The 24,202-nt window shown below is 56.6% G+C and carries 20 protein-coding genes and 1 pseudogene; 10 read left to right on the top strand and 11 right to left on the bottom strand.

Annotated elements, in window-relative coordinates:
• Positions 1-134: 134 nt before the first annotated feature.
• Together HFD92_RS14140 and aroP are read right to left on the bottom strand one after the other, a co-directional pair.
• Positions 135-380: a hypothetical protein gene (locus tag HFD92_RS14140; RefSeq protein WP_009092098.1), complete on the bottom strand. Its 246-nt coding sequence runs from the start codon at positions 378-380 to the stop codon at positions 135-137.
• Positions 381-504: 124 nt separating this feature from the next.
• Complete coding sequence (aroP, locus tag HFD92_RS14135) at positions 505-1,860, bottom strand: aromatic amino acid transporter AroP (protein WP_167429135.1); 1,356 nt, start codon at positions 1,858-1,860, stop codon at positions 505-507.
• 515 nt (positions 1,861-2,375) lie between these two features.
• Here aroP and pdhR point away from each other — a divergent pair.
• The 5 genes and pseudogenes from pdhR to HFD92_RS14110 form a co-directional block, all read left to right on the top strand.
• A complete protein-coding gene (pdhR, locus tag HFD92_RS14130; protein ID WP_009092096.1) occupies positions 2,376-3,140 on the top strand; it encodes a pyruvate dehydrogenase complex transcriptional repressor PdhR in 765 nt (254 codons plus the stop codon).
• 103 nt (positions 3,141-3,243) lie between these two features.
• Positions 3,244-5,910 (top strand): pyruvate dehydrogenase (acetyl-transferring), homodimeric type, encoded by a 2,667-nt coding sequence (gene aceE / locus HFD92_RS14125; RefSeq protein ID WP_111208293.1) that lies wholly within the window; start codon positions 3,244-3,246, stop codon positions 5,908-5,910.
• Between the two features lie 14 nt (positions 5,911-5,924).
• A complete protein-coding gene (gene aceF / locus HFD92_RS14120; protein ID WP_167429134.1) occupies positions 5,925-7,829 on the top strand; it encodes a pyruvate dehydrogenase complex dihydrolipoyllysine-residue acetyltransferase in 1,905 nt (634 codons plus the stop codon).
• A gap of 160 nt (positions 7,830-7,989) precedes the next feature.
• Positions 7,990-9,414: a dihydrolipoyl dehydrogenase gene (gene lpdA / locus HFD92_RS14115; protein ID WP_167429169.1), complete on the top strand. Its 1,425-nt coding sequence runs from the start codon at positions 7,990-7,992 to the stop codon at positions 9,412-9,414.
• A gap of 49 nt (positions 9,415-9,463) precedes the next feature.
• Positions 9,464-9,759 (top strand): annotated as a pseudogene (locus HFD92_RS14110) (integrase core domain-containing protein); the annotation flags it as partial.
• A 58-nt stretch (positions 9,760-9,817) separates the two neighbouring features.
• Here HFD92_RS14110 and HFD92_RS14105 read toward each other — a convergent pair.
• Genes HFD92_RS14105 through HFD92_RS14090 form a run of 4 tightly spaced genes read right to left on the bottom strand, consistent with a single transcriptional unit; the run spans position 9,818 to position 12,097 of the window.
• Entirely contained in the window at positions 9,818-10,036 is a 219-nt protein-coding gene (locus HFD92_RS14105; protein ID WP_167429133.1) for a hypothetical protein, read from the bottom strand.
• A complete protein-coding gene (locus HFD92_RS14100) occupies positions 10,026-10,679 on the bottom strand; it encodes a hypothetical protein (protein WP_167429132.1) in 654 nt (217 codons plus the stop codon). The genes HFD92_RS14105 and HFD92_RS14100 overlap by 11 nt, the downstream gene beginning before the upstream one ends.
• Entirely contained in the window at positions 10,672-11,136 is a 465-nt protein-coding gene (locus HFD92_RS14095; RefSeq protein ID WP_167429131.1) for a hypothetical protein, read from the bottom strand. Before HFD92_RS14095 ends, HFD92_RS14100 begins: the two co-directional genes overlap by 8 nt.
• Before the next feature lie 55 nt (positions 11,137-11,191).
• Positions 11,192-12,097, bottom strand: coding sequence for a LysR family transcriptional regulator (locus tag HFD92_RS14090; protein WP_167429130.1), 906 nt, complete (start codon positions 12,095-12,097; stop codon positions 11,192-11,194).
• A 105-nt stretch (positions 12,098-12,202) separates the two neighbouring features.
• Here HFD92_RS14090 and HFD92_RS14085 point away from each other — a divergent pair, with 105 nt between their 5' ends.
• The 3 genes from HFD92_RS14085 (at position 12,203) to yacL (ending at position 16,300) form a co-directional block, all read left to right on the top strand.
• Positions 12,203-12,712, top strand: a complete 510-nt coding sequence (locus HFD92_RS14085) for a phenolic acid decarboxylase (protein WP_009092087.1) — start codon at positions 12,203-12,205, stop codon at positions 12,710-12,712.
• A gap of 419 nt (positions 12,713-13,131) precedes the next feature.
• On the top strand, positions 13,132-15,729 hold the full coding sequence (acnB, locus tag HFD92_RS14080; RefSeq protein WP_009092086.1) for a bifunctional aconitate hydratase 2/2-methylisocitrate dehydratase: 2,598 nt from the start codon (positions 13,132-13,134) through the stop codon (positions 15,727-15,729).
• 190 nt (positions 15,730-15,919) lie between these two features.
• On the top strand, positions 15,920-16,300 hold the full coding sequence (gene yacL / locus HFD92_RS14075) for a protein YacL (protein WP_009092085.1): 381 nt from the start codon (positions 15,920-15,922) through the stop codon (positions 16,298-16,300).
• Positions 16,301-16,363: 63 nt separating this feature from the next.
• On the opposite strand, the gene HFD92_RS14070 is transcribed toward yacL, so the two are convergent.
• The 5 genes from HFD92_RS14070 to HFD92_RS14050 form a co-directional block, all read right to left on the bottom strand.
• On the bottom strand, positions 16,364-17,035 hold the full coding sequence (locus HFD92_RS14070) for an SDR family NAD(P)-dependent oxidoreductase (protein ID WP_185185204.1): 672 nt from the start codon (positions 17,033-17,035) through the stop codon (positions 16,364-16,366).
• Positions 17,036-17,043: 8 nt separating this feature from the next.
• Complete coding sequence (locus tag HFD92_RS14065; RefSeq protein ID WP_009092083.1) at positions 17,044-18,240, bottom strand: exo-alpha-sialidase; 1,197 nt, start codon at positions 18,238-18,240, stop codon at positions 17,044-17,046.
• A gap of 1 nt (position 18,241) precedes the next feature.
• Positions 18,242-19,657, bottom strand: coding sequence for a sodium:solute symporter family protein (locus HFD92_RS14060; protein WP_009092082.1), 1,416 nt, complete (start codon positions 19,655-19,657; stop codon positions 18,242-18,244).
• A 79-nt stretch (positions 19,658-19,736) separates the two neighbouring features.
• On the bottom strand, positions 19,737-20,621 hold the full coding sequence (locus HFD92_RS14055; RefSeq protein WP_167429129.1) for a dihydrodipicolinate synthase family protein: 885 nt from the start codon (positions 20,619-20,621) through the stop codon (positions 19,737-19,739).
• 11 nt (positions 20,622-20,632) lie between these two features.
• Positions 20,633-21,781 carry an iron-containing alcohol dehydrogenase gene (locus HFD92_RS14050; RefSeq protein WP_167429128.1) on the bottom strand — a complete coding sequence of 383 codons (1,149 nt, stop codon included), beginning with the start codon at positions 21,779-21,781 and terminating at the stop codon, positions 20,633-20,635.
• Between the two features lie 187 nt (positions 21,782-21,968).
• Here HFD92_RS14050 and HFD92_RS14045 point away from each other — a divergent pair, with 187 nt between their 5' ends.
• Both HFD92_RS14045 and HFD92_RS14040 read left to right on the top strand, forming a co-directional pair.
• Positions 21,969-23,225, top strand: a complete 1,257-nt coding sequence (locus tag HFD92_RS14045; RefSeq protein WP_167429127.1) for a four-carbon acid sugar kinase family protein — start codon at positions 21,969-21,971, stop codon at positions 23,223-23,225.
• Positions 23,218-24,198 carry a D-threonate 4-phosphate dehydrogenase gene (locus HFD92_RS14040; RefSeq protein WP_009092077.1) on the top strand — a complete coding sequence of 327 codons (981 nt, stop codon included), beginning with the start codon at positions 23,218-23,220 and terminating at the stop codon, positions 24,196-24,198. The genes HFD92_RS14045 and HFD92_RS14040 overlap by 8 nt, the downstream gene beginning before the upstream one ends.
• The last annotated feature ends 4 nt before the right edge of the window (positions 24,199-24,202 follow it).

Here is a 24,202-nt window from a genome sequence, read left to right as displayed (position 1 = left end):
CTTAAGTCATTCACGGCGTGGCAGTATTGAGTCACAGAGATGGACAAAACGGGCGGGCGCAAAAAAATGTGAACTGGCACGCAGGCGCGGGCCCGTTCACATCACATTAAGCGGGGCAGGGTGGCAGAGAATCGTTAAGCTGCGCTGTTATTCTGCCCTTCAACCAGGCCACCGAGCAGACTGCCAATCCAGCCACCAATGGTGCTGAAAAGCGTACTGGCCACCGAGGAGATCACGCCGTTAAGAAAGGGAATCGGTATCAGGGAACCCATCACGCTGCCCAAAAGCGAACCGGCCTGCTGGCCGACGGCGGTGGTGATATCCTGAATCAGGCCACATCCGCTGACGGCCATAATTTCTGAAGGTGCGAGTTCACGCATAGTTATTTTTTCCTTTAATGGGTGAGAAGCAGGAAAAAATTATCACTACCCGTCAGCAATAAAAATAGTAACAGAACGAAAGTGGCCGGTGCGCCTGAGCAGGCGCACCGGATAAGAGAAGGGATCAGACTTTCTGCGTCTGGTTCTTAATAAAGTAACCCAGCGCCAGAATCACCAGCCAGACCGGGATCAGCCAGACAGAGATGGCCATGCCCGGCGTGGTTGCCATCAGCACCAGAATTGCCGCCAGGAAGATCAGGCAAATCCAGTTACCGGTCGGATAGAGCAGCGCTTTGAAGCGGGTGGTCACGCCCTGCTGATCTTTCTTACGACGGAACTTAAGGTGCGCCAGGCTGATCATCGCCCAGTTGATGACCAGTGCAGAGACCACCAGTGACATCAGCAGGCCGAACGCTTCACCGGGCATCAGGTAGTTGATCAGCACGCAGAGCGCCGTGGCGACCGCAGAAACCAGAATGGTTAAGACCGGAACGCCGCGACGGTCAACTTTCAGCAGCGATTTGGGCGCGTTGCCCTGCTGAGCCAGACCAAACAGCATACGGCTGTTGCAGTAAACGCAGCTGTTGTAGACCGACAGGGCGGCCGTCAGGATCACCACGTTCAGCGCATTCGCCACCATGGCATCGCCCAGCTCGTGGAAGATAAAGACAAACGGGCTGACTTCAGAGGTGACACGGCTCCACGGCATCAGTGACAGCAGCACCGCCAGTGAACCAATGTAGAAAATCAGGATGCGCCACAGCACCTGGTTGGTCGCTTTCGGGATGCTGACTTCCGGATTATCGGCTTCAGCGGCGGTGATCCCCACCAGCTCCAGCCCACCGAATGAGAACATGATGATCGCCATGACCGTCACCAGACCGCCAATGCCGTGCGGGAAAAAGCCGCCCTGTTCCCAGAGGTTACGCACCGTCGCCTGTGGGCCGCCGTTGCCACTGAAGAGCAGCCAGCCGCCGAACAGGATCATGCCAATGACCGCCACTACTTTAATAATGGCGAACCAGAACTCCATCTCACCAAAGACTTTCACGTTGGTCAGGTTGATGGCGTTAATCATGACGAAGAAGATGGCTGCCGAGGCCCAGGTCGGAAAGTCGGGCCACCAGAACTGAATATATTTGCCGACGGCAGTGAGCTCTGCCATGGCGACCAGCACGTAAAGTACCCAGTAGTTCCAGCCCGAGGCGAAGCCGGCAAAGTTGCCCCAGTATTTGTAGGCGAAGTGGCTGAAGCTGCCGGCAACCGGCTCCTCAACGACCATCTCGCCCAGCTGGCGCATGATTAAAAAGGCAATAAAACCGGCAATGGCATAGCCCAGAATAACGGCCGGACCGGCGGATTCAATGACCGATGCGCTGCCCAGAAACAGGCCGGTTCCTACTGCTCCACCCAGCGCGATGAGCTGAATATGGCGGTTCTTAAGACCACGTTTCAGCGCCTCGCCTTGCTGTTGTTCCATACAAACCTCGTGATGTTTTTATTCTTCGTTCCCAGCGCGGTTCGCTGTAAGGAAGTAGTTACATTAACGTATTGATTATTTTACGGTATCTGGCGTGCTGAGTGCTGCCATGCGCTACCCTGGCGACAAGAATAGTGATAAGCGAATCGCTTTGCACCTGCTTTCGCCTTTCGTGCTGAGAGTTGACTGAAAAAACGCCGTCCCGGTCACGTCAGGCCAGAGAAATTTCTGCCATGAAATGCGGTTCATGACGAATAGCTTTCACTTATGGATGCCGCTGCGCTTCGGGGCTAAGCAGGTGTAAGGTTTGGTAAAAGTGAATTTATTTAACATTCAGCCCAACGCGAATTTTTCATTTTTTTAACCGCAAGTTAGCGTCAGGGCGGGCTTCAGAGGCAGGGGAATGTCACAGACACCATATAGACACAAGGTGAATACTTTGTTACTTTACCGCGACCTCTGTACAATTGGTATTACCAATTTACTCCGGACGACTGGCTTAATAAGAAGGGATGATGGCTTACAGTAAGATTCGCCAACCCAAGCTCTCAGATGCTATCGAGCAACAGCTCGAATCCCTGATTATGGAAGGGACACTGCGTCCGGGAGAGAAGCTGCTCCCTGAGCGCGAACTCGCCAAACAATTCGATGTCTCACGTCCGTCTCTCCGCGAAGCGATCCAGCGCTTAGAAGCGAAAGGATTGTTGCTGCGCCGTCAGGGCGGCGGAACATTCGTACAGGAGCATCTCTGGCAAAGCCTGAGTGATCCACTCGTTGAGCTTCTCGCAGACCATCCGGAATCACAGTTTGACCTGCTGGAAACGCGTCATGCCTTAGAGGGCATCGCCGCCTATTACGCAGCGCTGCGCGGCACAGAAGAAGATCTGCTGCGCATTCGCGACTGCCATGTGCACATCCAGCAGGCGCAGGACAGCGGCGATTTAGACGCCGAAGCGGACGCCGTGATGCAGTATCAGATCGCTGTCACAGAAGCGGCCCATAATGTGGTGCTTTTGCATTTGCTACGCTCAATGGGCCCTATGCTGGAACAAAACGTCCGTCAGAATTTCGAATTGCTCTACTCTCGCCGGGAAATGCTGGCAAAAGTGAGCGGTCACCGCGCCAGAATCTTTGAGGCGATTGTGGCCCGTGAGCCAGAAAAAGCGCGCGAGGCTTCACACCGTCACCTGGCGTTCATAGAGGAAATCTTGCTGGACAGAAGTCGGGAGCAGAGCCGTCGAGAACGCTCCCTGCGTCGTTTACAGCAACGTAAGGAATAACGTGCGACAAAGATCGTACGGACATGTGCGACGAGCCTGCCTGCTTGTGCTTTGACAGGCTCCCGATTATTCAACGTATTAGACACAGATAAGGAACACACCCATGTCAGAACGTTTACACAATGACGTGGATCCGATTGAAACTCGTGACTGGCTACAGGCGATCGAATCGGTCATCCGTGAAGAAGGTGTTGAACGTGCACAGTATCTGATCGATCAGGTACTGGGTGCAGCCCGCAAAGGCGGCGTGAACGTTGCTGCAGGTTCGTCTGCTATCAGCAACTATATCAACTCTATTGCCGTTGAAGATGAACCCGACTATCCGGGCAACACCTCTCTTGAACGTCGTATCCGTTCCGCTATCCGCTGGAACGCCATCATGTCGGTGCTGCGCGCATCGAAGAAAGATCTGGAACTCGGCGGCCATATGTCCTCCTTCCAGTCTTCTGCGACCATTTATGAAGTGTGCTTCAACCACTTCTTCCGCGCGCGCAATGACAAAGATGGCGGCGATCTGGTCTATTTCCAGGGCCACATCTCTCCGGGCATCTATGCCCGTGCGTTCCTTGAAGGTCGCCTGACCGAAGAGCAGATGAACAACTTCCGTCAGGAAGTTGACGGTAAAGGTCTCTCTTCTTATCCGCACCCGAAATTAATGCCGGAGTTCTGGCAGTTCCCGACCGTTTCTATGGGTCTGGGTCCATTGTCAGCGATCTATCAGGCGAAGTTCCTGAAATATCTGGAACACCGTGGCCTGAAAGATACCTCTGCTCAGACCGTCTACGCCTTCCTGGGTGATGGTGAGATGGATGAGCCAGAATCCAAAGGTGCGATCACCATCGCGACCCGTGAAAAACTGGATAACCTGGTCTTCATCATCAACTGCAACCTGCAGCGTCTGGATGGCCCGGTCACCGGTAATGGCAAGATCATCAACGAGCTGGAAGGCATCTTTGCCGGTGCTGGCTGGGAAGTGATCAAAGTCATCTGGGGCGGTCGCTGGGATGAGCTGCTGCGCAAAGATACCAGCGGCAAGCTGATTCAGCTGATGAACGAAACCGTCGACGGCGACTACCAGACCTTTAAATCCCGTGATGGCGCCTATGTGCGTGAGCACTTCTTTGGTAAATATCCGGAAACCGCCGCGCTGGTTAAAGACATGTCCGATGATGAAATCTGGGCACTGAACCGTGGCGGCCACGATCCGAAGAAAATCTACGCGGCACTGAAAAAAGCGCAGGACACCAAAGGCAAGCCGGTGCTGATCCTGGCGCATACCATCAAAGGTTATGGTATGGGCGACACCGCGGAAGGCAAAAACATTGCTCACCAGGTGAAGAAGATGAACATGGATGGCGTGCGCTATATCCGTGATCGCTTCAACGTGCCGGTTGCTGACGATAAAATCGAAGAACTGCCGTACGTGACCTTCGAAAAAGGCTCAGAAGAGCACACTTACCTGCACGGTCAGCGTGAGAAGCTGGGTGGCTACCTGCCAACGCGTCAGCCGAAGTTCACCGAGAAGCTGGAAATGCCAGCGCTGGAAGAGTTCGGTGCGCTGCTGGAAGAGCAGAACAAAGAGATCTCCACCACCATCGCCTTCGTTCGTGCCCTGAACGTGATGCTGAAGAACAAGTCGATTAAAGATCGTCTGGTTCCGATCCTCGCGGATGAAGCGCGTACCTTCGGTATGGAAGGTCTGTTCCGTCAGATTGGTATCTACAGCCCGAACGGCCAGCAGTACACTCCGCAGGACCGTGAGCAGGTTGCTTACTACAAAGAAGATGAGAAAGGCCAGATTCTGCAGGAAGGGATCAACGAGCTGGGCGCAGGTTCATCCTGGCTGGCAGCGGCGACCTCTTACAGCACCAACAACCTGCCGATGATCCCGTTCTATATCTATTATTCGATGTTCGGCTTCCAGCGTATCGGCGATCTGATGTGGCTGGCGGGTGACCAGCAGGCGCGCGGCTTCCTGGTAGGCGGAACCTCCGGTCGTACCACGCTGAACGGCGAAGGCCTGCAGCATGAAGATGGCCACAGCCATATTCAGTCGCTGACCATCCCGAACTGTATCTCTTACGACCCGTCTTACGCCTATGAAGTGGCTGTCATCATGCATGATGGTCTGGTGCGTATGTATGGCGAAGCGCAGGAGAATATCTACTACTACATCACCACGCTGAACGAAAACTACCATATGCCAGCCATGCCGCAGGGTGCGGAAGAGGGTATCCGTAAGGGTATCTACAAGCTGGAAACGGTAGAAGGCAGCAAAGGCAAAGTGCAGCTGCTGGGCTCAGGTTCTATCCTGCGTCACGTACGTGAAGCGGCACAGATCCTGGCGAAAGATTACGGTATCGGCTCTGATGTCTACAGCGTCACCTCGTTCACCGAACTGGCGCGTGATGGCCAGGATTGTGAGCGCTGGAACATGCTGCATCCGACAGAAGAAGCACGCGTGCCTTACATCGCTCAGGTGATGAATGACGCGCCAGCGGTTGCCTCAACCGACTACATGAAACTGTTCGCTGAACAGGTTCGCAGCTATGTTCCAGCCAGCGATTACCGCGTGCTGGGTACCGATGGCTTTGGTCGCTCTGACAGCCGTGAGAATCTGCGTCATCACTTTGAAGTTGATGCATCTTATGTGGTGGTTGCTGCGCTGGGTGAGCTGGCTAAACGCGGCGAGATCGAGAAGAAAGTGGTGGCGGATGCCATTACCAAATTCAACATCGATGCCGATAAAGTTAACCCGCGTCTGGCTTAAGAGGTAAGAGAGTAATGGCTATCGAAATTAAGGTACCGGATATCGGGTCTGACGAAGTTGAAGTCACCGAGATTCTGGTGAAAGTTGGCGACAAGGTGGAAGCCGAGCAGTCGCTGATCACCGTGGAAGGCGACAAAGCCTCAATGGAAGTGCCTTCCCCGCAGGCTGGCGTAGTGAAAGAGATCAAAATCGCCACCGGTGACAAAGTAGAAACCGGCTCGCTGATCATGGTGTTTGACGCAGAAGGGGCCGCAGAAGCGGCACCTGCCGCCGCCGAAGAGAAGAAAGCGGATGCGGCACCTGCACCTGCCGCGGCAGCCGCCACCGCCAGCAAAGAAGTGGCTGTGCCGGATATCGGCGGTGACGAAGTCGAAGTGACTGAAATTCTGGTGAAGGTTGGCGATAAAGTTGAAGCCGAACAGTCACTGATTGTGGTGGAAGGTGATAAAGCGTCAATGGAAGTGCCGGCTCCGTTCGCGGGTGTGGTTAAAGAGATCACCATTGCGACCGGCGACAAAGTCAGCACCGGTTCTGCCATCATGGTCTTTGAAGCGGAAGGGGCTGCACCGGCCGCTGACGCGAAGCCAGAACTGAAAGAAGAAGCGGCATCGGCACCCGCCGCAGCGGCGGGCGCAAAAGAGGTTAACGTCCCGGACATCGGCGGTGATGAAGTCGAAGTCACCGAGATCCTCGTGAAAGTGGGCGACAAAGTTGACGCTGAGCAGTCACTGATCGTGGTGGAAGGCGATAAAGCGTCAATGGAAGTGCCTGCGCCATTCGCGGGTACCGTCAAAGAGCTGAAAGTGGCGACCGGCGACAAAGTCAGCACCGGATCACTGATCATGGTGTTTGAAGTCGAAGGTGCCGCGCCGGCTGCCCCGGCGGCAGCGAAGCAGGAAGCCGCACCGGCCCCGGCTGCGAAACCAGAAGCTAAATCTGCGGCGCCTGCTCCGGCAGCCAAAGCGGACAGCAAAGGTGAGTTTGCCGAGAACGATGCATACGTTCACGCCACCCCGGTGATCCGTCGCCTGGCGCGTGAGTTCGGTGTGAACCTGGCGAAAGTCAAAGGCACCGGCCGTAAAGGTCGCATTCTGAAAGAAGACGTGCAGACTTACGTGAAAGAGGCGGTGAAACGCGCTGAAGCGGCACCGGCTGCGGCAAGCGGTGGCGGCCTGCCAGGCATGCTGCCATGGCCGAAAGTGGACTTCAGCAAGTTTGGCGAAGTCGAAGAAGTCGAACTGGGTCGTATCCAGAAAATTTCGGGTGCGAACCTGAGCCGTAACTGGGTGATGATCCCGCACGTTACGCATTTCGACAAAACCGATATCACCGATCTGGAAGCGTTCCGTAAGCAGCAGAATGCCGAAGCAGAGAAGCGTAAGCTCGATGTGAAGTACACCCCGGTGGTGTTCATCATGAAAGCTGTCGCTGCCGCGCTTGAGCAGATGCCACGCTTCAACAGCTCGCTTTCCGAAGATGCGCAGAAGCTGACGCTGAAGAAATACATCAACATCGGTGTGGCGGTCGATACGCCAAATGGCCTGGTGGTTCCGGTCTTCAAAGACGTGAACAAAAAGGGCATTACCGAGCTGTCGCGTGAGCTGATGGCGGTGTCGAAGAAAGCGCGTGACGGTAAGCTGACTGCGGGCGATATGCAGGGCGGATGCTTCACCATCTCCAGCCTGGGCGGCCTGGGAACCACGCACTTCGCGCCGATTGTTAACGCGCCGGAAGTGGCTATCCTGGGTGTCTCTAAGTCGGCGATGGAGCCGGTGTGGAACGGTAAAGAGTTTGCGCCGCGTCTGATGATGCCAATCTCTCTCTCCTTCGACCACCGCGTGATCGACGGAGCTGATGGTGCAAGATTCATCACCATTATTGGCAATATGCTCTCTGACATACGTCGTTTAGTTATGTAAATGTGAAGAAGGCCGGCGGATGCCGGCCTTCCTTTAACGTTTCGTCGCGTCACGGTTGGCAGTTTGTTAACAATTCTGTAAACTCTTGCGGTGAAAGTCCCGGTGGAACAAGGGCATTATAAGAACGTCTGACCCGCCGGATATCAAATAAGAGGTCATGATGAGTACAGAGATTAAAACCCAGGTCGTGGTACTTGGGGCAGGTCCTGCAGGTTACTCTGCAGCCTTCCGTTGTGCGGATTTAGGTCTGGAAACCGTACTGGTAGAGCGTTACAGCACCCTTGGCGGTGTGTGTCTGAACGTCGGTTGTATCCCCTCTAAAGCGCTGCTGCACGTTGCCAAAGTGATCGAAGAGGCGAAAGCCCTTGAAGAGCACGGCATTGTGTTCGGTCAGCCCTCTACTGATATCAACAAGATTCGCAGCTGGAAAGAGAAGGTGATTAACCAGCTGACTGGCGGCCTGTCAGGAATGGCAAAAGGTCGTAAAGTCAAAGTGGTTAATGGCCTTGGCAAATTCACCGGTGCTAACACCCTGGTGGTGGAAGGTGAAGGCGGCGCGACCACCATCAACTTCGATAATGCCATCATCGCTGCGGGTTCACGCCCAATCGAACTGCCTTTCATTCCTCATGAGGATCCCCGCGTCTGGGATTCAACCGATGCGCTGGAACTGAAAGAAGTGCCGAAGCGTCTGCTGGTTATGGGCGGCGGTATCATCGGTCTGGAAATGGCGACGGTGTATCATGCGCTGGGTTCAGAGATCGATGTGGTTGAGATGTTTGACCAGGTTATCCCGGCTGCGGATAAAGATGTCGTGAAAGTCTTTACCAAGAAAATCAGCAAGAAGTTCAACCTGATGCTGGAAACCAAAGTGACCGCCGTTGAAGCAAAAGACGATGGCATTTACGTTTCAATGGAAGGTAAAAAGGCACCGGGTGAAGCGCAGCGTTATGACGCCGTGCTGGTGGCTATCGGTCGTGTGCCGAACGGTAAAGGTCTGGATGCCGGTAAAGCGGGCGTGGAAGTGGACGATCGCGGCTTTATCCGTGTCGACAAGCAGATGCGTACCAACGTGCCACACATCTATGCTATCGGCGACATCGTCGGTCAGCCAATGCTGGCGCACAAAGGCGTGCATGAAGGCCACGTTGCGGCGGAAGTGATCTCCGGTCTGAAGCACTACTTCGACCCGAAAGTGATCCCATCCATTGCCTATACTGAGCCAGAAGTTGCCTGGGTCGGTCTGACCGAGAAAGAAGCGAAAGAGAAGGGCATCAGCTACGAGACCTCCACCTTCCCGTGGGCTGCCTCTGGCCGTGCTATCGCTTCAGATTGTGCAGACGGTATGACCAAACTGATTTTCGACAAAGAGACGCACCGTGTTATCGGTGGCGCGATTGTCGGCACTAACGGCGGCGAGCTGTTAGGCGAAATCGGTCTGGCGATTGAGATGGGTTGTGATGCGGAAGATATCGCGCTGACCATCCATGCTCACCCGACCCTGCATGAGTCAGTCGGTCTGGCAGCAGAAATCTTCGAAGGCAGCATCACCGATCTGCCTAACGCGAAAGCGAAGAAGAAGTAAGTTTCCGCTGCTGACGAAAAAGCCTCCAATATGGAGGCTTTTTTTTGGTCTGGATTATACGAAGACCAAAGCGATGTCACCACAGACTAACGGCATCTGCGATGCGCTTCCACATGACGATATTGCAGGAATTATATCAGGCGACGTTCCGCAAAAGCGGTATGGTGAACCCGACACATTACAATCTGATCTTGATGACTGGCTGGCTCACTTAATAATCAGCGAACTCATCAGGGGAAAATGTGCCCTGGCCGGACGCTTATGGAAATATTACCTGATGGAAAAAGCCTCTGGGCTGAGAAGAATTCAATCCAAATGTACTCTGATAAATACCTGTATAAATAACGGGTAACTTTCAGATGAAGTCTGAGCTGATAAAACTGAGTATGGCCCCATGAGGGGCTTACTGATTTGGCCGTTCAGGTAAGACCTTACCTATCAGATAGACAACTCCGATAGACAGACCAATCGCCATCAGCCGCTCATGCCAGGTTTCATAGTGAAAGAACCAGTAGCAGCACAGAAGGAGCAGCAACCCGCCTATGATGGCACCTGACACCTCTATAAGGCTATACATGATGCGTTTACCTAAGCTCAGCTTAGCAGGCCCATTATCTTGCATTAGCGTTTACCTCCTTCTCTACCATTTCAATGATCCGTTCAAAAGCCGGTTGCCCTTGCGTTCGCTTCACATTGAGAGCTTCTAAGAACGGGTTCAGAGCTGGCTCAAGTAGGAAGTAGAGTAAATCATAGTTCCTCACGCGTAATGCGTTATAGACTTCAGGATTGCTCTTTTGCAGCTTTTCAGAGGTATAGATACATCTCTCTGTCATGCCACCAATAAGCAGGGCATTACCAATCAGACCACCTCTGACCGCAACAAGGAACGAGCTACGCTGCGCAATGGTAGTTGCTAACCTTCCTGCTATTAATGAGTTCGTAAGCGTCCGGCCAGCAACTGAAGCCATCGTTTTGCTATAGATAGCGTTCTGCCTGACTTCAGGCACATTCTTGTTGAAGATATTGAGCACAGTCTCAATAGTCTTCATGAAGTTGTGATTTTCAAGAATGCCATGCCTGATGGCACTAACCATCCTGATTTTTTCTGTTTCACGTTGATAGCGGCTGTCCGTATCAAGAAATCCGTAGGCAAGATAGCCAATGTCTGTAGGCACAGACAGGACTCCATGCATTAATCCTATTGCTGACTCAGGCGATATAATGATTTTGGCTATACGCTTCGCGATCTCACTGTAGCTACGCATCCTTAAGCCCCTTATCCTTGCTTACTTTGACTACATAGTAGTCCCTTGCTCCCGGCACTATCCTATCAACCTTGATGCCGACTGTGCCACTGTTGACCGCATCGTAAGGAAGACGGTCTATCTCAATGCTTTCAATATTGAGTAAGTGCCAACGATTCTCGCTGTCCTGTATTGCGATTTTATCAACCCTTGATACAGTAAAGTTGCTGTCAGCAGGGATTCTAAGAGAGTAAACCACCACTCGGTCATAGCAGTGGTTAAACTCAAGCTGGTGAAGGCTCTGCCTAAAGTCTATGAGGCCTTCTTGCTTAAAGGTTTCACGAGCAGTTGCTTTGCTGATGACACCTGCTTCGTATAGTCCCGGATAGTCCAAAGATTGCCGTTTTGGGCCAGCAATCTGATCGTATGAGAACGCTGGTGTTCCACGCTTTAGGGGGATAAACCGCAGCTTAATCATTGGAATGCGTGTTTTTTACGTGTTCCCCGCGTCAATGGAAACAAACTCAGCCTCCTTAGCGCTCAGCTATGCGCTTCTCCTGCGCCACCCGCTCCACAAACATCTGCGCCAGGACCGCAATGGCGCTGTTGCCGGGCAGTCTCTCTTCATTGATATACATCACCAGCGAACTGCTGCGTCGGCGGCCCTGCAACAGCGGCAGAGGGCGCAGTTCACCGCTCTTCAGCAGCCCGGCGATATTCTGTTCCGGTAACCAGCCATAGCCCAGCTGATGCTGGACTGCTTCAATCGCAGCGGAGAGCGTCGTGAAGGACCAGTTCTCCGCCTGATCGCCACTGACCTCGGATTGCTGCTGTTGCTGCCGATCCAGGATGGTGATGCAGGGCCAGCGAGCCAGCGTGGCGGCACTCAGTGGGGCAGGTTCACTGTGCAGGGGGTGATCCCGATGGGCAACGGCCACGAAATCGACGCTCATCAGGCTTTCCCCGGCAACAGGGGCATCGCCATATTGCGCAACCAGCCAGAGGTCGGCCTGCTGCTCAGCCAGCCTTTCCGGCGTTTCGCTGCGAACAATTTCGCTGAACCAGATGCGGACATGGGGGTAGTGCTGCTGAAAGGTCTGCAGCACATCAAACAGCAGAGGTTTAGGCAGTGTCGCGTCCACCATCAGATCGATGCGCGAACGTTCGCCCCGCTGCAGCGCATGTGCCTTAGCTTCCAGCGCGCTGAATCCCTCCAGCAATGGACGAACCTGAGCCAGTAGCTGATGTCCCTCGGCAGTGAGGACGGCGCGACGCCCCTCCTGTTGCAGCAGAGTCAGACCCAGCCGCTGCTGAAGCAGGCTAAGCTGATAGCTCAGTGAAGACTGGCTGCGATGATGCTTTTCTGCAGCCAGCGCAAAGCTCCCTTCATTCACCACCGCGTCGAGCAGCGCCCACTGTTCCAGTGTCGTTTTATACATGGTAACTCATCGAAAAATTGGATTATTCAGTGCTAAAAATAGCGTTATTCATCTCATCTGTAACGCGTAATAATCTCCTCAAGGCAAATAAATGAGGAATTGACCATGAGCACTTTTGATAAACATGATCTGTCAGGCATCGTTGGCAAACACCTGGTTTACACCTACGACAACGGCTGGAATTACGAGCTCTACATCAAAAATGCCAGCACGATCGACTATCGCATCCACAGCGGCATGGTGGGTAATCGCTGGGTTAAAAATCAGCATGTCTATGTCGTCCGTCTGGCGCAGGATGTCTATAAAGTTTCCTGGACTGAACCTACCGGCACCGATGTCAGCCTGGCCGTCAACCTGGCGGATAAAATCTTCCACGGCACCATCTTCTTCCCGCGCTGGGTAATGAACAATCCGGAAAAAACCGTCTGTTTCCAGAATGACCATCTGGAAGAGATGGCCGCCTTCCGCGAAGCGGGTCCGGCTTACCCAACCGAAGTCATTGACGAGTTCGCGACGCTGACCGTGATCCGCGATGTGGGCGAAAATAACGAAAGCGTGATCGACTGCCCGCCCGATCAGCTGCCCGCTGACTTCCCGGAAAATCTGAAAAACTGATAGCAGGCAGAAGAGGCCATTAAGGCCTCTTCTGCACCGCTGTGTCTGGCCGGTGGCATCGATGGCCAGCCCCACAAACCGCACCTTTCTATTCCTGCCCGTTATCGATTCTGCCCTGATACTTCTCTTAAACCGCGATAAACCTGACATTTTTCGGGGCTAATTTCCCCGGCATGCGGTACGCTCGGGACCGTCCGTTTACGCACAGTCAGCCCGCGCAGACGGCGAACCGGACGGGCAGAATGGGCGTAGTCGATTATGTTGTATTTTTGTAAACAGATTAACAAACAGACGAAATCCTGCTATTCTGCCCTCCGCGAAACCGGGCACCTCAACCTGGACAAGAAAAGGGAAGGTTGTTCTCCATAAGTGAGCAAGGTGGTCGGAAAGCCCTACATAATGAGAGCGAGGATAACGTCGTGCTAGAAGAATACCGTAAGCACGTTGCCGAGCGTGCTGCCCAGGGAATTGTTCCTAAGCCTTTAGAGGCTTCCCAGATGGCCGCGCTGGTTGAACTGCTGAAAAATCCACCTGCGGGTGAAGAAGAATTTCTGACCGATTTACTGGTCAACCGAGTCCCACCTGGCGTCGATGAAGCGGCGTATGTCAAAGCTGGTTTCCTGGCGGCTGTTGCCAAAGGCGAAGCAACCTCTCCTCTGATCTCTCCTGAAAAAGCGGTCGAACTGCTCGGTACCATGCAGGGCGGTTATAACATTCATCCGTTGATCGAGGCGCTGGACGACAGCCGACTGGCCCCCATCGCGGCCAAAGCCCTTTCACACACCCTGCTGATGTTCGACAACTTCTATGATGTCGAAGAGAAAGCCAAAGCGGGCAATGAATACGCGAAGCAGGTCATGCAATCCTGGGCCGATGCGGAATGGTATCTGTCACGTCCTGAGCTGGCCGAAAAGATCACGGTCACGGTATTCAAGGTAACGGGCGAAACCAACACCGACGACCTCTCTCCGGCCCCGGATGCCTGGTCACGTCCTGACATCCCGCTGCACGCCCTGGCGATGCTGAAAAATGCCCGCGAAGGCATTGAGCCGGATGAGCCGGGCAATATCGGCCCGATCAAACAGATCGCAGCGCTGCAGGCCAAAGGCTATCCGCTGGCTTACGTCGGTGACGTAGTCGGAACCGGCTCATCCCGTAAATCCGCCACCAACTCGGTGCTGTGGTTCATGGGCGACGACATCCCGAACGTGCCAAACAAAAAAGGCGGCGGCGTGGTGCTGGGCAGCAAAATTGCGCCTATCTTCTTCAACACCATGGAAGATGCGGGCGCACTGCCTATCGAAGTGGACGTCAACGACCTGAACATGGGCGATGTGATCGACATCTACCCTTACAAAGGGGAAGTGCGTAACCACGAAACCAACGACCTGCTGGCCAGCTTCGAACTGAAAACCGAAGTGCTGATTGACGAAGTGCGCGCCGGTGGCCGTATTCCGCTGATCATCGGCCGTGGCCTGACCACCAAAGCGCGCGAGTCGCTGGGTCTGCCGCACAGCACCGTATTCCGTCAGGCGAAAGATGTTGCGGAGAGCACCCGTGGCTTCTCACTGGCGCAGAAAATGGTCGGCCGCGCCTGTGGCGTAACCGGTGTGCGTCCGGGCGCGTATTGCGAACCGAAGATGACCTCCGTGGGCTCGCAGGATACCACCGGTCCGATGACCCGTGACGAGCTGAAAGATCTGGCTTGCCTGGGCTTCTCTACCGATCTGGTGATGCAGTCCTTCTGCCACACCGCCGCCTATCCTAAGCCGGTCGATGTGAACACGCACCACACGCTGCCAGACTTCATCATGAACCGTGGCGGTGTCTCACTGCGTCCGGGTGACGGCATTATTCACAGCTGGCTGAACCGTATGCTGCTGCCGGATACCGTAGGAACCGGCGGCGACTCCCATACCCGTTTCCCTATCGGCATCTCTTTCCCGGCCGGTTCGGGCCTGGTGGCGTTTGCCGCGGCAACGGGCGTCATGCCGCTCGATATGCCGGAATCGGTCCTGGTGCGCTTCAAAGGCAAGATGGAACCCGGTATTACCCTGCGCGATCTGGTTCACGCCATTCCGCTTTATGCCATCAAACAGGGCCTGCTGACCGTTGAGAAGAAAGGTAAGAAAAACATCTTCTCTGGCCGCATCCTGGAGATTGAAGGTCTGCCGGATCTGAAAGTTGAGCAGGCGTTTGAACTGTCCGATGCGTCAGCAGAGCGTTCTGCGGCGGGCTGTACCATTAAGCTGGATAAAGCGCCAATCATCGAATATCTCAACTCCAACATCGTGCTGCTGAAGTGGATGATCGCAGAAGGTTACGGCGATCGTCGTACGCTGGAGCGTCGCGTGGAGAGCATGGAGAAATGGCTGGCCGATCCTCAGCTGCTGGAAGCCGATGCGGATGCGGAATACGCCGCCGTGATCGAGATCGATCTGGCTGATATCAAAGAGCCGATCCTCTGTGCCCCTAACGATCCTGACGATGCCCGTCTGCTCTCGGACGTTCAGGGCGAGAAGATCGACGAAGTGTTTATCGGCTCGTGCATGACCAACATCGGTCACTTCCGTGCTGCCGGTAAGCTGCTGGACAGCCACAAAGGTCAGCTGCCAACCCGCCTGTGGGTGGCACCGCCAACCAAGATGGATGCCGCACAGCTGACTGAAGAGGGCTACTACAGCGTCTTCGGTAAAAGCGGTGCGCGTATCGAGATCCCGGGCTGTTCACTCTGCATGGGTAACCAGGCACGTGTGGCAGACGGTTCGACAGTGGTTTCCACCTCGACCCGTAACTTCCCGAACCGTCTCGGTACCGGCGCTAACGTCTATCTGGCGTCTGCCGAGCTGGCTGCCGTTGCGTCACTGCTGGGCCGGCTGCCCACGCCTGATGAGTATCAGCAATTTATGGCGCAGGTCGATAAAACGGCCAGCGACACCTATCGCTATCTCAACTTCGACCAGCTGGCGCAGTACACCGACAAAGCGGAAGGCGTGATTTTCCAGACCGCAGTCTGATCCTTCACCTTGTCAGCATGCATAAGGGGCGATGATTCGCCCCTTTTTTTCGTCTTCGCGCCGGTCACCGGCACGATCAAAAGCTGGATTTCGCCTGACAGCCTGTAATAATGCGCGACGTGTCACATTATGCTGCAAAGCCAGCCGTGACACTCATTGAGTGACGCGACGACGTTGAGAGGAACGGGCGATGGAATATGAATTTTTACGCGATGTGACCGGACAGATTAAGGTCCGCATGTCGATGGATCATGAAGCGGTCGGCCACTGGTTCAACGAAGAGGTGAAAAACGATCCGGGTCTGCTGGATGAAGTCGAAGCTGCTATCGAAGACGTCAAGGGCAGCGTGCGACAGTGGCAGCGCATCGGCAGCGAATACACCATCCTGGTGGATGAGGAGGAGGTGATGATTCGCGCCAACCTGCTGGCGCTGGAAGATGACGGCATGGAGGAGGGGATGAACTACTACGACGAAGAGAGCCTCTCATTCTGCGGCATTGAAGATTTTCTGCTGGTCATCGCCGCGTACCGCCAGTTTGTGAACCAGTATGGCAATCCCGTCCGGCGCTAAATGCCGGACAGGTGGCGCTTCATGTCTGGCCGGGATGTGAAACCGCCCGGCGGCCGGGGCAGGTTAGCTCAGCGAGGCGCCACCGCAGATCACCAGTTGCTGCCCGGTGATTGCCGCTGCTGAGGGAGAGAGCAGGAACGCCACCAGATCGGCCACTTCCTGCGGCTGAATATAGCGGCCTATCGGCGGCAGGCGCGGCGGTGAACTGGCGCGGCCCGGCTGGTGCAGCATCGGTGTTTCGGTCGCACCGGGGGCCACGATATTGGCGGTAATGCCACGCGGAGCCAGTTCTGCCGCCCAGCTGCGCACCATGCCGATCATCGCTGATTTGGTCGCCACGTACTGACTGCGGCCTGCGGCACCGCCTGACGTACGGCTCCCCAGCAGCAGCACTCTCCCGCCTGCCGCCATCCGCGGCGCAAAATGGTTCGCCAGCTGTTCCGCAGCGGCCACGTGCAGCTGCCACAGACGGGCGCTGGTCGCCAAATCCAGTTCCCCCAGCGGCGCGGCCTGCATCATACCCGCGGCATGGATCACCGCCTGCGGCACAGGCAGTTGTTCCAGCAGCACCTGCAGGGCAGCGCTGTCACTGATATCGATCTGATGACTCTGCCAGCCCGGTTCTGTGCGGCAGACCGCCGAACGGCTCAGGCCGATCACCTGCCAGCCGTCACTCAGTAAGCGGTCACAAATCGCCTGACCGATGCCGGAGCTGGCACCGGTCACCAGCGCCATCCGTTCATTCACGCGTCACCTCCCTGCACCCATGACTCCTCAATCCGCACATATTTGATCGCCTGACGATACCAGGTATAGGCGATATGCAGTTCGCCATGCAGACCCTCTTTGATGCTGGGATAGGAGAACTCACGGTTTAACTTCTGCTGCGAGTTATTGGTCATACAGTAGCCATCGCCTTCGTCCAGATTGCGCTGCAGCGGCCAGCTTTTGCCGCCATCTGTTGAGATCGCCAGCGTCATGGGCGCTCGGGGCGCACCCCAGAAGGCGGTACGGCCGCTGTGTACCACCGCTTCGGCGGCCACCGCCACCTCACCGTCCTCTTCATCATCTTCAATTTCGTCATAGAGCGACAGGCGACGTTCGCTGGCACCTTCAGCGCTCATGGCGTTAAACACCAGCGCCAGATGACCGTTGCGCAGCGTCGTGACCTGAATAGAGGAGTTGTTATTTGGCAGCGACAGCGCTTCGGGTGCGCTCCAGCTCTCTCCCTGATCAAACGAGCGGCTCTGGTAGATGTGATCGGCCCAGCGACTGCGGTAGAGCGCCAGCAGCGAGCCATCCTCCAGCAGGGTGACGTTCATATGGACGCAGCCGGTACTGTCAGGCACGCTGACATCGCGCCAGCTCCGGCCTTTATCCTCCGAGATCTTCACGGCGCTGACATCATAGTTACCCACCCATTTTTCACCGGGCGGCGTCAGGCAGTAAAAGACCGGCAGCAGCCAGTTGCCATTCGGCAGCACCACGATCGGCTGACGAATAAAGGTGCCAGGCTTATCCAGCAGGGTGTCGATCGCGCCCCAGCTCCGGCCCAGATCGTGAGACTGACGATAGCGCACGATGGCGGTGTCCTGATTACCGGACTTCTGCGCCGTCCAGAGCAGCCACAGGACCTGATCGGGATCGAGGAACAGCACCGGATTCTGCTCGGACCGCGTCGGATCCTCAGAGAGTTTCTGCGCCTCACTCCAGCGATCGCTGCCTTTCTGCAGCCGTGAACACCAGACAGAGATATCGGCGATCCCCTCCTGGGTGCCGCCAAACCAGACGCAGAGCAGATCGCCATCCGGCAGCGGCAGCAGGTTAGCCGCATGGTTTTGCGGGCAGGAGGAGGGCAGCATCGCAACCTGCTGCGCGCTATCCTGCGGATGCGGCGCAAGCTGGCCGGTGCGTTCGGCGGTGACGGTTTCCTGAGTCATATTAGGCTCCACTCTTTTGTGCATTGCGTTGCGGTTGAGGCTGAGACTGGCGTGACGGGATGCAGCGGTCAATCACCATAATGATCGCCGGCGTGGCCAGCGCCACATACATATTATCGATGCCAAACGGATTCCCCATCAGGAACCAGACGGAGGTGACCAGACAGGAACCAATCAGACCGGCGTTGGCACCGCGAGTGCTCTTAAACCAGGGCAGATAGAACGCCATGATCGCCACGACGGTGATCGACAGGCGAATCGCGCGGGTAAAGAAGGAGAGCTTCAGCACTTCCGGGAAGAACAGCACAAACAGCAGCGGAAAGAAGCCGATGGCAATCGAGAACCAGCGCGTCACTTTGAACTCGCGCTCTGGCGTAGGGTGACGGTAAGGAACATAAAAATCTTTCACCACCAGCGAGGCGATCGCCAGCGCCACGGTGCCGACGCTGACGAAAATCGATGCCACCAGCGAGGTCGTCACGATGCCCGCCAGCCAGGGTGACATATCCTGCAAAAACACCGGCAGGGCATAGAGGCTCTTGATGTCGGGATGAGCAAACTTCGCCGCCACGCCGATCAGTGCCATCGCCAGGCCGATAGGCAGGCAGAAGAAGAAGGCGACCCACGTGGCACGCTTAGCGGATTTGACATCTTTGGTCGAGGAGATCGCCTGGATCACAAACTGGGTGCAGAAGATCGAGCCCACGGTTCCGATCAGCCAGGCCACAATGGTACTGGCCCCGACGTGTCCGTCCCACGTCCAGTAGAAGGCGGGCATTTTCTCGATCATCGGGGCCACGCCGCCGGTCATCTTCAGCGCCACGTAGAGGATAATCAGGATCCCGATGTACTTAATGGCGCTGTGCAGCAGCGTCACCCAGGCCACCCCTTTCATGCCGCCAAATGCGAAGTAGAAGGTACTCACCACCGCGGTAATAAAGGCCGCCTGGGTCAGGTCGATCTTCAGCACGGTAGAGATCGCCGCTGCGCCGCTGATGTAGTTGCCGACGTTCACCAGCAGCAGCGCATAGATCATGATCAGCGAAATGATGTTTTTGGTCGAACTGCCATATTTTTCGGCAATCGCCCCGGAGATGGTGATCTTACCGGTGTTGTAGATGCGCTTCACCAGGATCAGACCAAACAGCGGGAAGCCAATCGCCGCGCCGATCACTGACCAGGAAGCGGCGAAGCCATTTTCAAAGGCGGCCTGCGCAGTGCCGATCGTGGATTTTGCCCCGATATATTCCGACATCAGCATGATGCCGACAATAAAGGCGGGCATGGCGCGGGAGCCTTCCATAAAGTCACCGCTGCTTTTACTGCGCAGCCGCCAGGTCAGCCAGGTGGTGAACAGGATATAGGCGACCACCATGCCTACGATCAGTAAGGTGCTCTCAGTTGAAAATGCGTTCATCATAACCTCGATTGTGCTGGCAGATGGCGACCATCAGGTTCGTTCTCATCTGACCGGTAGGAGACAAAGGCGATGGCGTTTATTGCAGGTAGTGGGTGACGATCTGACGGATCTGCTGCTGCTCTTCGGCGCTGAACTGCACCGCATAGCGGCTTTCACCCACCTCGAAGCCCAGCAGGCTGACCGCTTTTTTCACGGCGGCCGGTGAGAAACCGATGCTGTAGAGCGCCGTGCGCAGAGCGGTGACGTTCTCCTGAGCCTGCTGCGAACCGGCAATATCGCCGGCAGCGAAGCGCGCCCAGATAGCGTTAATCGCCTCCGGGGCCACGTTGGCCAGCCCGGAAATGGCGGCGGAGCAGCCCTCAACAAACCCCTGATGGATCAGCGAGTCGGGGCCATTCAGCACATCAAAACCGTCACAGTCGGCGGTGGCCTGCAGGAAGCCGCGCAGGCTGTCATAACTGCCCGCCGAATCTTTGATGCCGATGATGTTGGGATGGGCGGCCAGCGTGCGCACCGTCTCCGGCTGCAGCGTATTGCCGGTGCGCGCCGGGATGTTGTAGAGGAACAGCGGCACCGTCAGCGCGTCAGCCACGCGCCGGTAGTGATCGATCAGCTCCTGCTGTTTCAGCGGCACAAACCAGGGGGTGATCGCGGAGATGGCATCCACGCCCAGGCGGGCGATCTGTGTGCCGAGCCGGATCGTTTCACGCGTCGAGATTTCGCCGATATGCGCCACTACTGCCGCGCGGCCGCTGACTTCATCCACGCAGGTGGCGGTGACGGCGAGCTTTTCCTGCTCGTTCAGCACAAAGAATTCGCCGTTGGTGCCGCCGCAGAAGATGCCGTTACCGGCCCGGAGCTGTCGTCTGACCTGCTCACGCTGTCTCACCGGATCAAAAGCGCCGTCACGATCGAAGGTGGTGACGATGGCGGTCAGTACGCCGCTTATTTTCTTATTCATGACAATCCTCATTACGCCTGGCAGGAAGGAAACAGGGTCAGATAGACCGCGCGTACATCGTCAGCGGTGACCGCCATCGGGACATTTTTCATCAGGCGCTGCACGTCGAGCGCGGCTTCCACCAGATAGGGCAGGTGATCCGGGCCGATGCCCAGCGCTTCCAGACTGGCAGGCAGCTGCAGACGCGCCACCAGTGCGGTGAAGTAGTCGACCAGCGCATGGGACTTCGCTTCATCACTTAAACGGTGGTCAGCATCAGGCAGCAGGTCATAGGCCTGAGCGAATTTACTCACCGCCGCCGGACGGACAAAGCGCATGCAGGGGGCCAGCAGAATGGCATTCGCCACGCCGTGCGGCAGATGATATTTGCCGCCGAGCGGGTAGGAGAGGGCGTGCACCAGATGCGTGCCGGCATGGGCAATCGACGCGCCGCCATAATAAGAGGCCCACAACATCTCCAGTCGTGCCTGCAGATTCTCCGGCTCCCGCAGGGTGGTTTCGAGATTGGCGAACAGCTTCTTCATCCCGATCAGCGCATAGTTATCGCTGACCGGATTGGCGACGCAGGCGGTAAAGCACTCGATCAGGTGGCAGAGGGCATCAATACCGGTTGAGGAGGCGATGTGTGCGGGCATGCTGGTGGTGAGTTCCGGCACCAGCGCGACGACATCGGGCAGCATGATCGGGGAAATAATGCCGACTTTGGTCTCTTTCTCCGGGATCGCCAGAATCGCATTGGGCGTGGCTTCTGAGCCGGTACCCGCGGTGGTCGGAATCAGCATGGAGCGGGTGCGGTGCTGCGGTTTCTCCCCCGCCAGCAGGGCTTCCAGCGACGGGGCCGCATCCACGCACAGCACCGACAGCAGCTTTGCCACATCCAGCACGCTGCCACCGCCGATACCGATCACCATGTCAGCCCTGCGCGACGTGAGTGCGGCAAGAAGGGCGGCCACATCATGCTGGCTCGGCTCGGGGGGAACACTGTTCACCACGCTGATCTGGGGGATCTGCTCCCGGAGTTGCCCCAGCAGCGCCTGCACAGCCGGAATCGCTTCAATGTTCCGGTCAGTTACCACTACCGCGGATGAAACCCCCTCCAGCAGATAGCGCATGTCGTTTAACGCCTGATAGCCGCTGATCACCGTGCTGTTAATGTTCATTTCATACCCTTATGTCGATCGCGTCTGAGCAGATGATTAACTTTGCTCATATCAATGCGAGGTCAGTCACTCTGTATGGCTCATTTTATAGGGCATATCGATTTCGATTAATTTGAAGTTGCTCACATATAATCAATTATGATTGAATATAATCAATGTCAGCGGCAATTGCGTGACAGGAGTGAGGATGGGCTCATCTTTATGGAAAACGCCGGTACTGGTCATCGCCGATGACTTTACCGGTGCCAACGATGCGGGAAGCGGACTGGCGCAGGCCGGCGCAGGCGTTCAGGTGCTGTTCGACACCCGGGGCGCGTTGCCAGAGACGGCAGATGTGCTGGTCGTCAGCACGGAGAGTCGGGCGATCAGCGCCACCCAGGCGGCAGAGCGCGTCACGCAGGCGGTGCGCCACTTCGCGGCGCAGTTTCAGCACGGCTGGCTGTTCAAAAAGATCGACTCCACGCTGCGCGGCAATATCGGCGCTGAAACGGCGGCGGCACTGAAGGCCAGTGCGAAAACGCTGGCGCTGGTTGCACCGGCGGTGCCACGACTGGGCCGCACCACGTGCGGAGGTCACGTCCGGGTCCATCAGCGTCTGCTCACGGACACCGAATTTGCCAGCGATCCGAAAACCCCGATCGCCAGCGCCAGCGTTCTTGAACAGATGCAGATCGCCGGCAGCGTGCTCGATCTTGCCACGCTGCGCAGCGACCGGCTTGATGCGGTGCTGGCGGCGGCGCACGGCATCGTCGTCGTGGATGCCGAAACCGGGGCGGACCTGGCGCGACTGATCGCCGCGGCTGCGCGGCTGCGCGAGACGCCGCTGCTGGTCGGGGCCGCCGGATTAAGCGATGCGCTGGGCGCCGCGCTCCGGGTGCGAACGCCCCGGCCGGTGCTGGCGGTGGTGGGATCGATGAGCGAGAGCGGGCAGCAGCAGGTTGCCACGCTGATCAGCCGGCGTGACGCAGCGAGAGTGGATGTCGATATCCGGCAGCTGTTCCGGCAGCCCGCCTGGCCCGATCGGGATCGCTGGATCGATGAGGCGGCTGCGGCACTGCGGGCCGGTCGCCATACGGTGATCACCACCTGCCAGCACGAGGCGCAGCGGCACGAGATTGCGCAGCTCTGTCAGCACTTCAGCATGACGCGCCAGCAGCTGGGGGAGGCGATCTGTCAGTTTCTCGGCGAGATTACTTACCGGCTCTGCCGCAGCGCGCAGCCGCATGCGCTCTATCTGTCGGGAGGGGATGTGGCGATGGCCGTCGCCCGGGCACTGGGTGCCAGCGGCTTTACCATTCAGGGTCTGGTGGCGGGCTGTGTGCCGCACGGGGTTCTGCTTAACAGTGAATTTACTCTGCCGGTGATGACCAAAGCGGGTGGCTTTGGTGATGAAAATACCCTGGTAGCAGCCATTGATTTTATTGAGGAGAAATCGAGTGAGTAAAATTATTGCGATCACCATGGGCGACCCGGCGGGCATCAGCCCGGAAATCATCATTAAATCGCTCTCTGAAGGTGAGCTGAATGGCATTCCTGCCGTGGTGATTGGCTGCGCCAGTACGCTGCGCCGCATTCTGGCGATGAACATTACGCCCCAGGCCGAGCTGCGGGTGCTTGACCGGGTGCAGGATGCACGCTTTGCTCCTGGCATCATCAACGTGATTGACGAGCCGCTGGCTGACCCCGACGCGCTGAAACCCGGCGTGGTGCAGAAAGAGGCGGGCGATCTGGCGTGGCGCTGTGTGAAACGTGCCACGGCGCTGGCGCTGGCGGGCGACGTGCAGGCGATTGCCACCGCGCCGCTGAACAAAGAGGCGATGCATGCGGCCGGCCATCTCTACCCGGGGCATACGGAGCTGCTGGCCCACCTCACTGACACCCGGGATTACGCCATGGTGCTCTACACCGATAAGCTGAAGGTGATTCACGTCACCACTCACATTGCCCTGCGTAAGTTCCTCGACACGCTGAACCAGCCGCGCATTAAAACGGTCATTGGTATGGCGGACACTTTCCTGCGGCGCGTCGGTTATCAGGCTCCGCGCATCGCCGTGGCGGGCGTCAATCCCCATGCCGGAGAGAACGGGCTGTTTGGCGATGAGGAGATCACCACCGTTGCACCTGCCATTCAGGCGATGAAAGCGCAGGGGATTGATGTCGCCGGACCGTGCCCGCCGGACACGGTGTTCCTGCAATGCCAGGAGGGGCACTATGACATGGTGGTCGCGATGTACCACGATCAGGGGCATATCCCGCTGAAGCTGCTGGGCTTCTATGACGGCGTCAACATTACTGCCGGCCTGCCGTTTATCCGCACCTCCGCGGACCACGGCACCGCCTTTGATATCGCCTGGACAGGTAAAGCGAAGTCTGAGAGCATGGCGATCTCCATCAAACTCGCGATGCAGCTCGCATAGGGAA

The sequence above is a fragment of the Pantoea sp. EKM101V genome, assembly GCF_011800325.1.
Taxonomy (GTDB): domain Bacteria; phylum Pseudomonadota; class Gammaproteobacteria; order Enterobacterales; family Enterobacteriaceae; genus Pantoea; species Pantoea anthophila.
The sequence above is the reverse complement of the archived record's forward strand: the minus strand, read 5'-3'. Positions and strand labels throughout refer to the sequence as shown.

What these genes read in the sequence shown, in the direction of transcription:
- HFD92_RS14140 (WP_009092098.1), bottom strand. Translation starts at nt 380, where the DNA reads ATGCGTGAACTCGCACCTTCAGAAATTATGGCCGTCAGCGGATGTGGC.
- aroP (WP_167429135.1), bottom strand. Translation starts at nt 1,860, where the DNA reads ATGGAACAACAGCAAGGCGAGGCGCTGAAACGTGGTCTTAAGAACCGC.
- pdhR (WP_009092096.1), top strand. Translation starts at nt 2,376, where the DNA reads ATGGCTTACAGTAAGATTCGCCAACCCAAGCTCTCAGATGCTATCGAG.
- aceE (WP_111208293.1), top strand. Translation starts at nt 3,244, where the DNA reads ATGTCAGAACGTTTACACAATGACGTGGATCCGATTGAAACTCGTGAC.
- aceF (WP_167429134.1), top strand. Translation starts at nt 5,925, where the DNA reads ATGGCTATCGAAATTAAGGTACCGGATATCGGGTCTGACGAAGTTGAA.
- lpdA (WP_167429169.1), top strand. Translation starts at nt 7,990, where the DNA reads ATGAGTACAGAGATTAAAACCCAGGTCGTGGTACTTGGGGCAGGTCCT.
- HFD92_RS14105 (WP_167429133.1), bottom strand. Translation starts at nt 10,036, where the DNA reads ATGCAAGATAATGGGCCTGCTAAGCTGAGCTTAGGTAAACGCATCATG.
- HFD92_RS14100 (WP_167429132.1), bottom strand. Translation starts at nt 10,679, where the DNA reads ATGCGTAGCTACAGTGAGATCGCGAAGCGTATAGCCAAAATCATTATA.
- HFD92_RS14095 (WP_167429131.1), bottom strand. Translation starts at nt 11,136, where the DNA reads ATGATTAAGCTGCGGTTTATCCCCCTAAAGCGTGGAACACCAGCGTTC.
- HFD92_RS14090 (WP_167429130.1), bottom strand. Translation starts at nt 12,097, where the DNA reads ATGTATAAAACGACACTGGAACAGTGGGCGCTGCTCGACGCGGTGGTG.
- HFD92_RS14085 (WP_009092087.1), top strand. Translation starts at nt 12,203, where the DNA reads ATGAGCACTTTTGATAAACATGATCTGTCAGGCATCGTTGGCAAACAC.
- yacL (WP_009092085.1), top strand. Translation starts at nt 15,920, where the DNA reads ATGGAATATGAATTTTTACGCGATGTGACCGGACAGATTAAGGTCCGC.
- HFD92_RS14070 (WP_185185204.1), bottom strand. Translation starts at nt 17,035, where the DNA reads ATGGCGCTGGTGACCGGTGCCAGCTCCGGCATCGGTCAGGCGATTTGT.
- HFD92_RS14065 (WP_009092083.1), bottom strand. Translation starts at nt 18,240, where the DNA reads ATGACTCAGGAAACCGTCACCGCCGAACGCACCGGCCAGCTTGCGCCG.
- HFD92_RS14060 (WP_009092082.1), bottom strand. Translation starts at nt 19,657, where the DNA reads ATGAACGCATTTTCAACTGAGAGCACCTTACTGATCGTAGGCATGGTG.
- HFD92_RS14055 (WP_167429129.1), bottom strand. Translation starts at nt 20,621, where the DNA reads ATGAATAAGAAAATAAGCGGCGTACTGACCGCCATCGTCACCACCTTC.
- HFD92_RS14050 (WP_167429128.1), bottom strand. Translation starts at nt 21,781, where the DNA reads ATGAACATTAACAGCACGGTGATCAGCGGCTATCAGGCGTTAAACGAC.
- HFD92_RS14045 (WP_167429127.1), top strand. Translation starts at nt 21,969, where the DNA reads ATGGGCTCATCTTTATGGAAAACGCCGGTACTGGTCATCGCCGATGAC.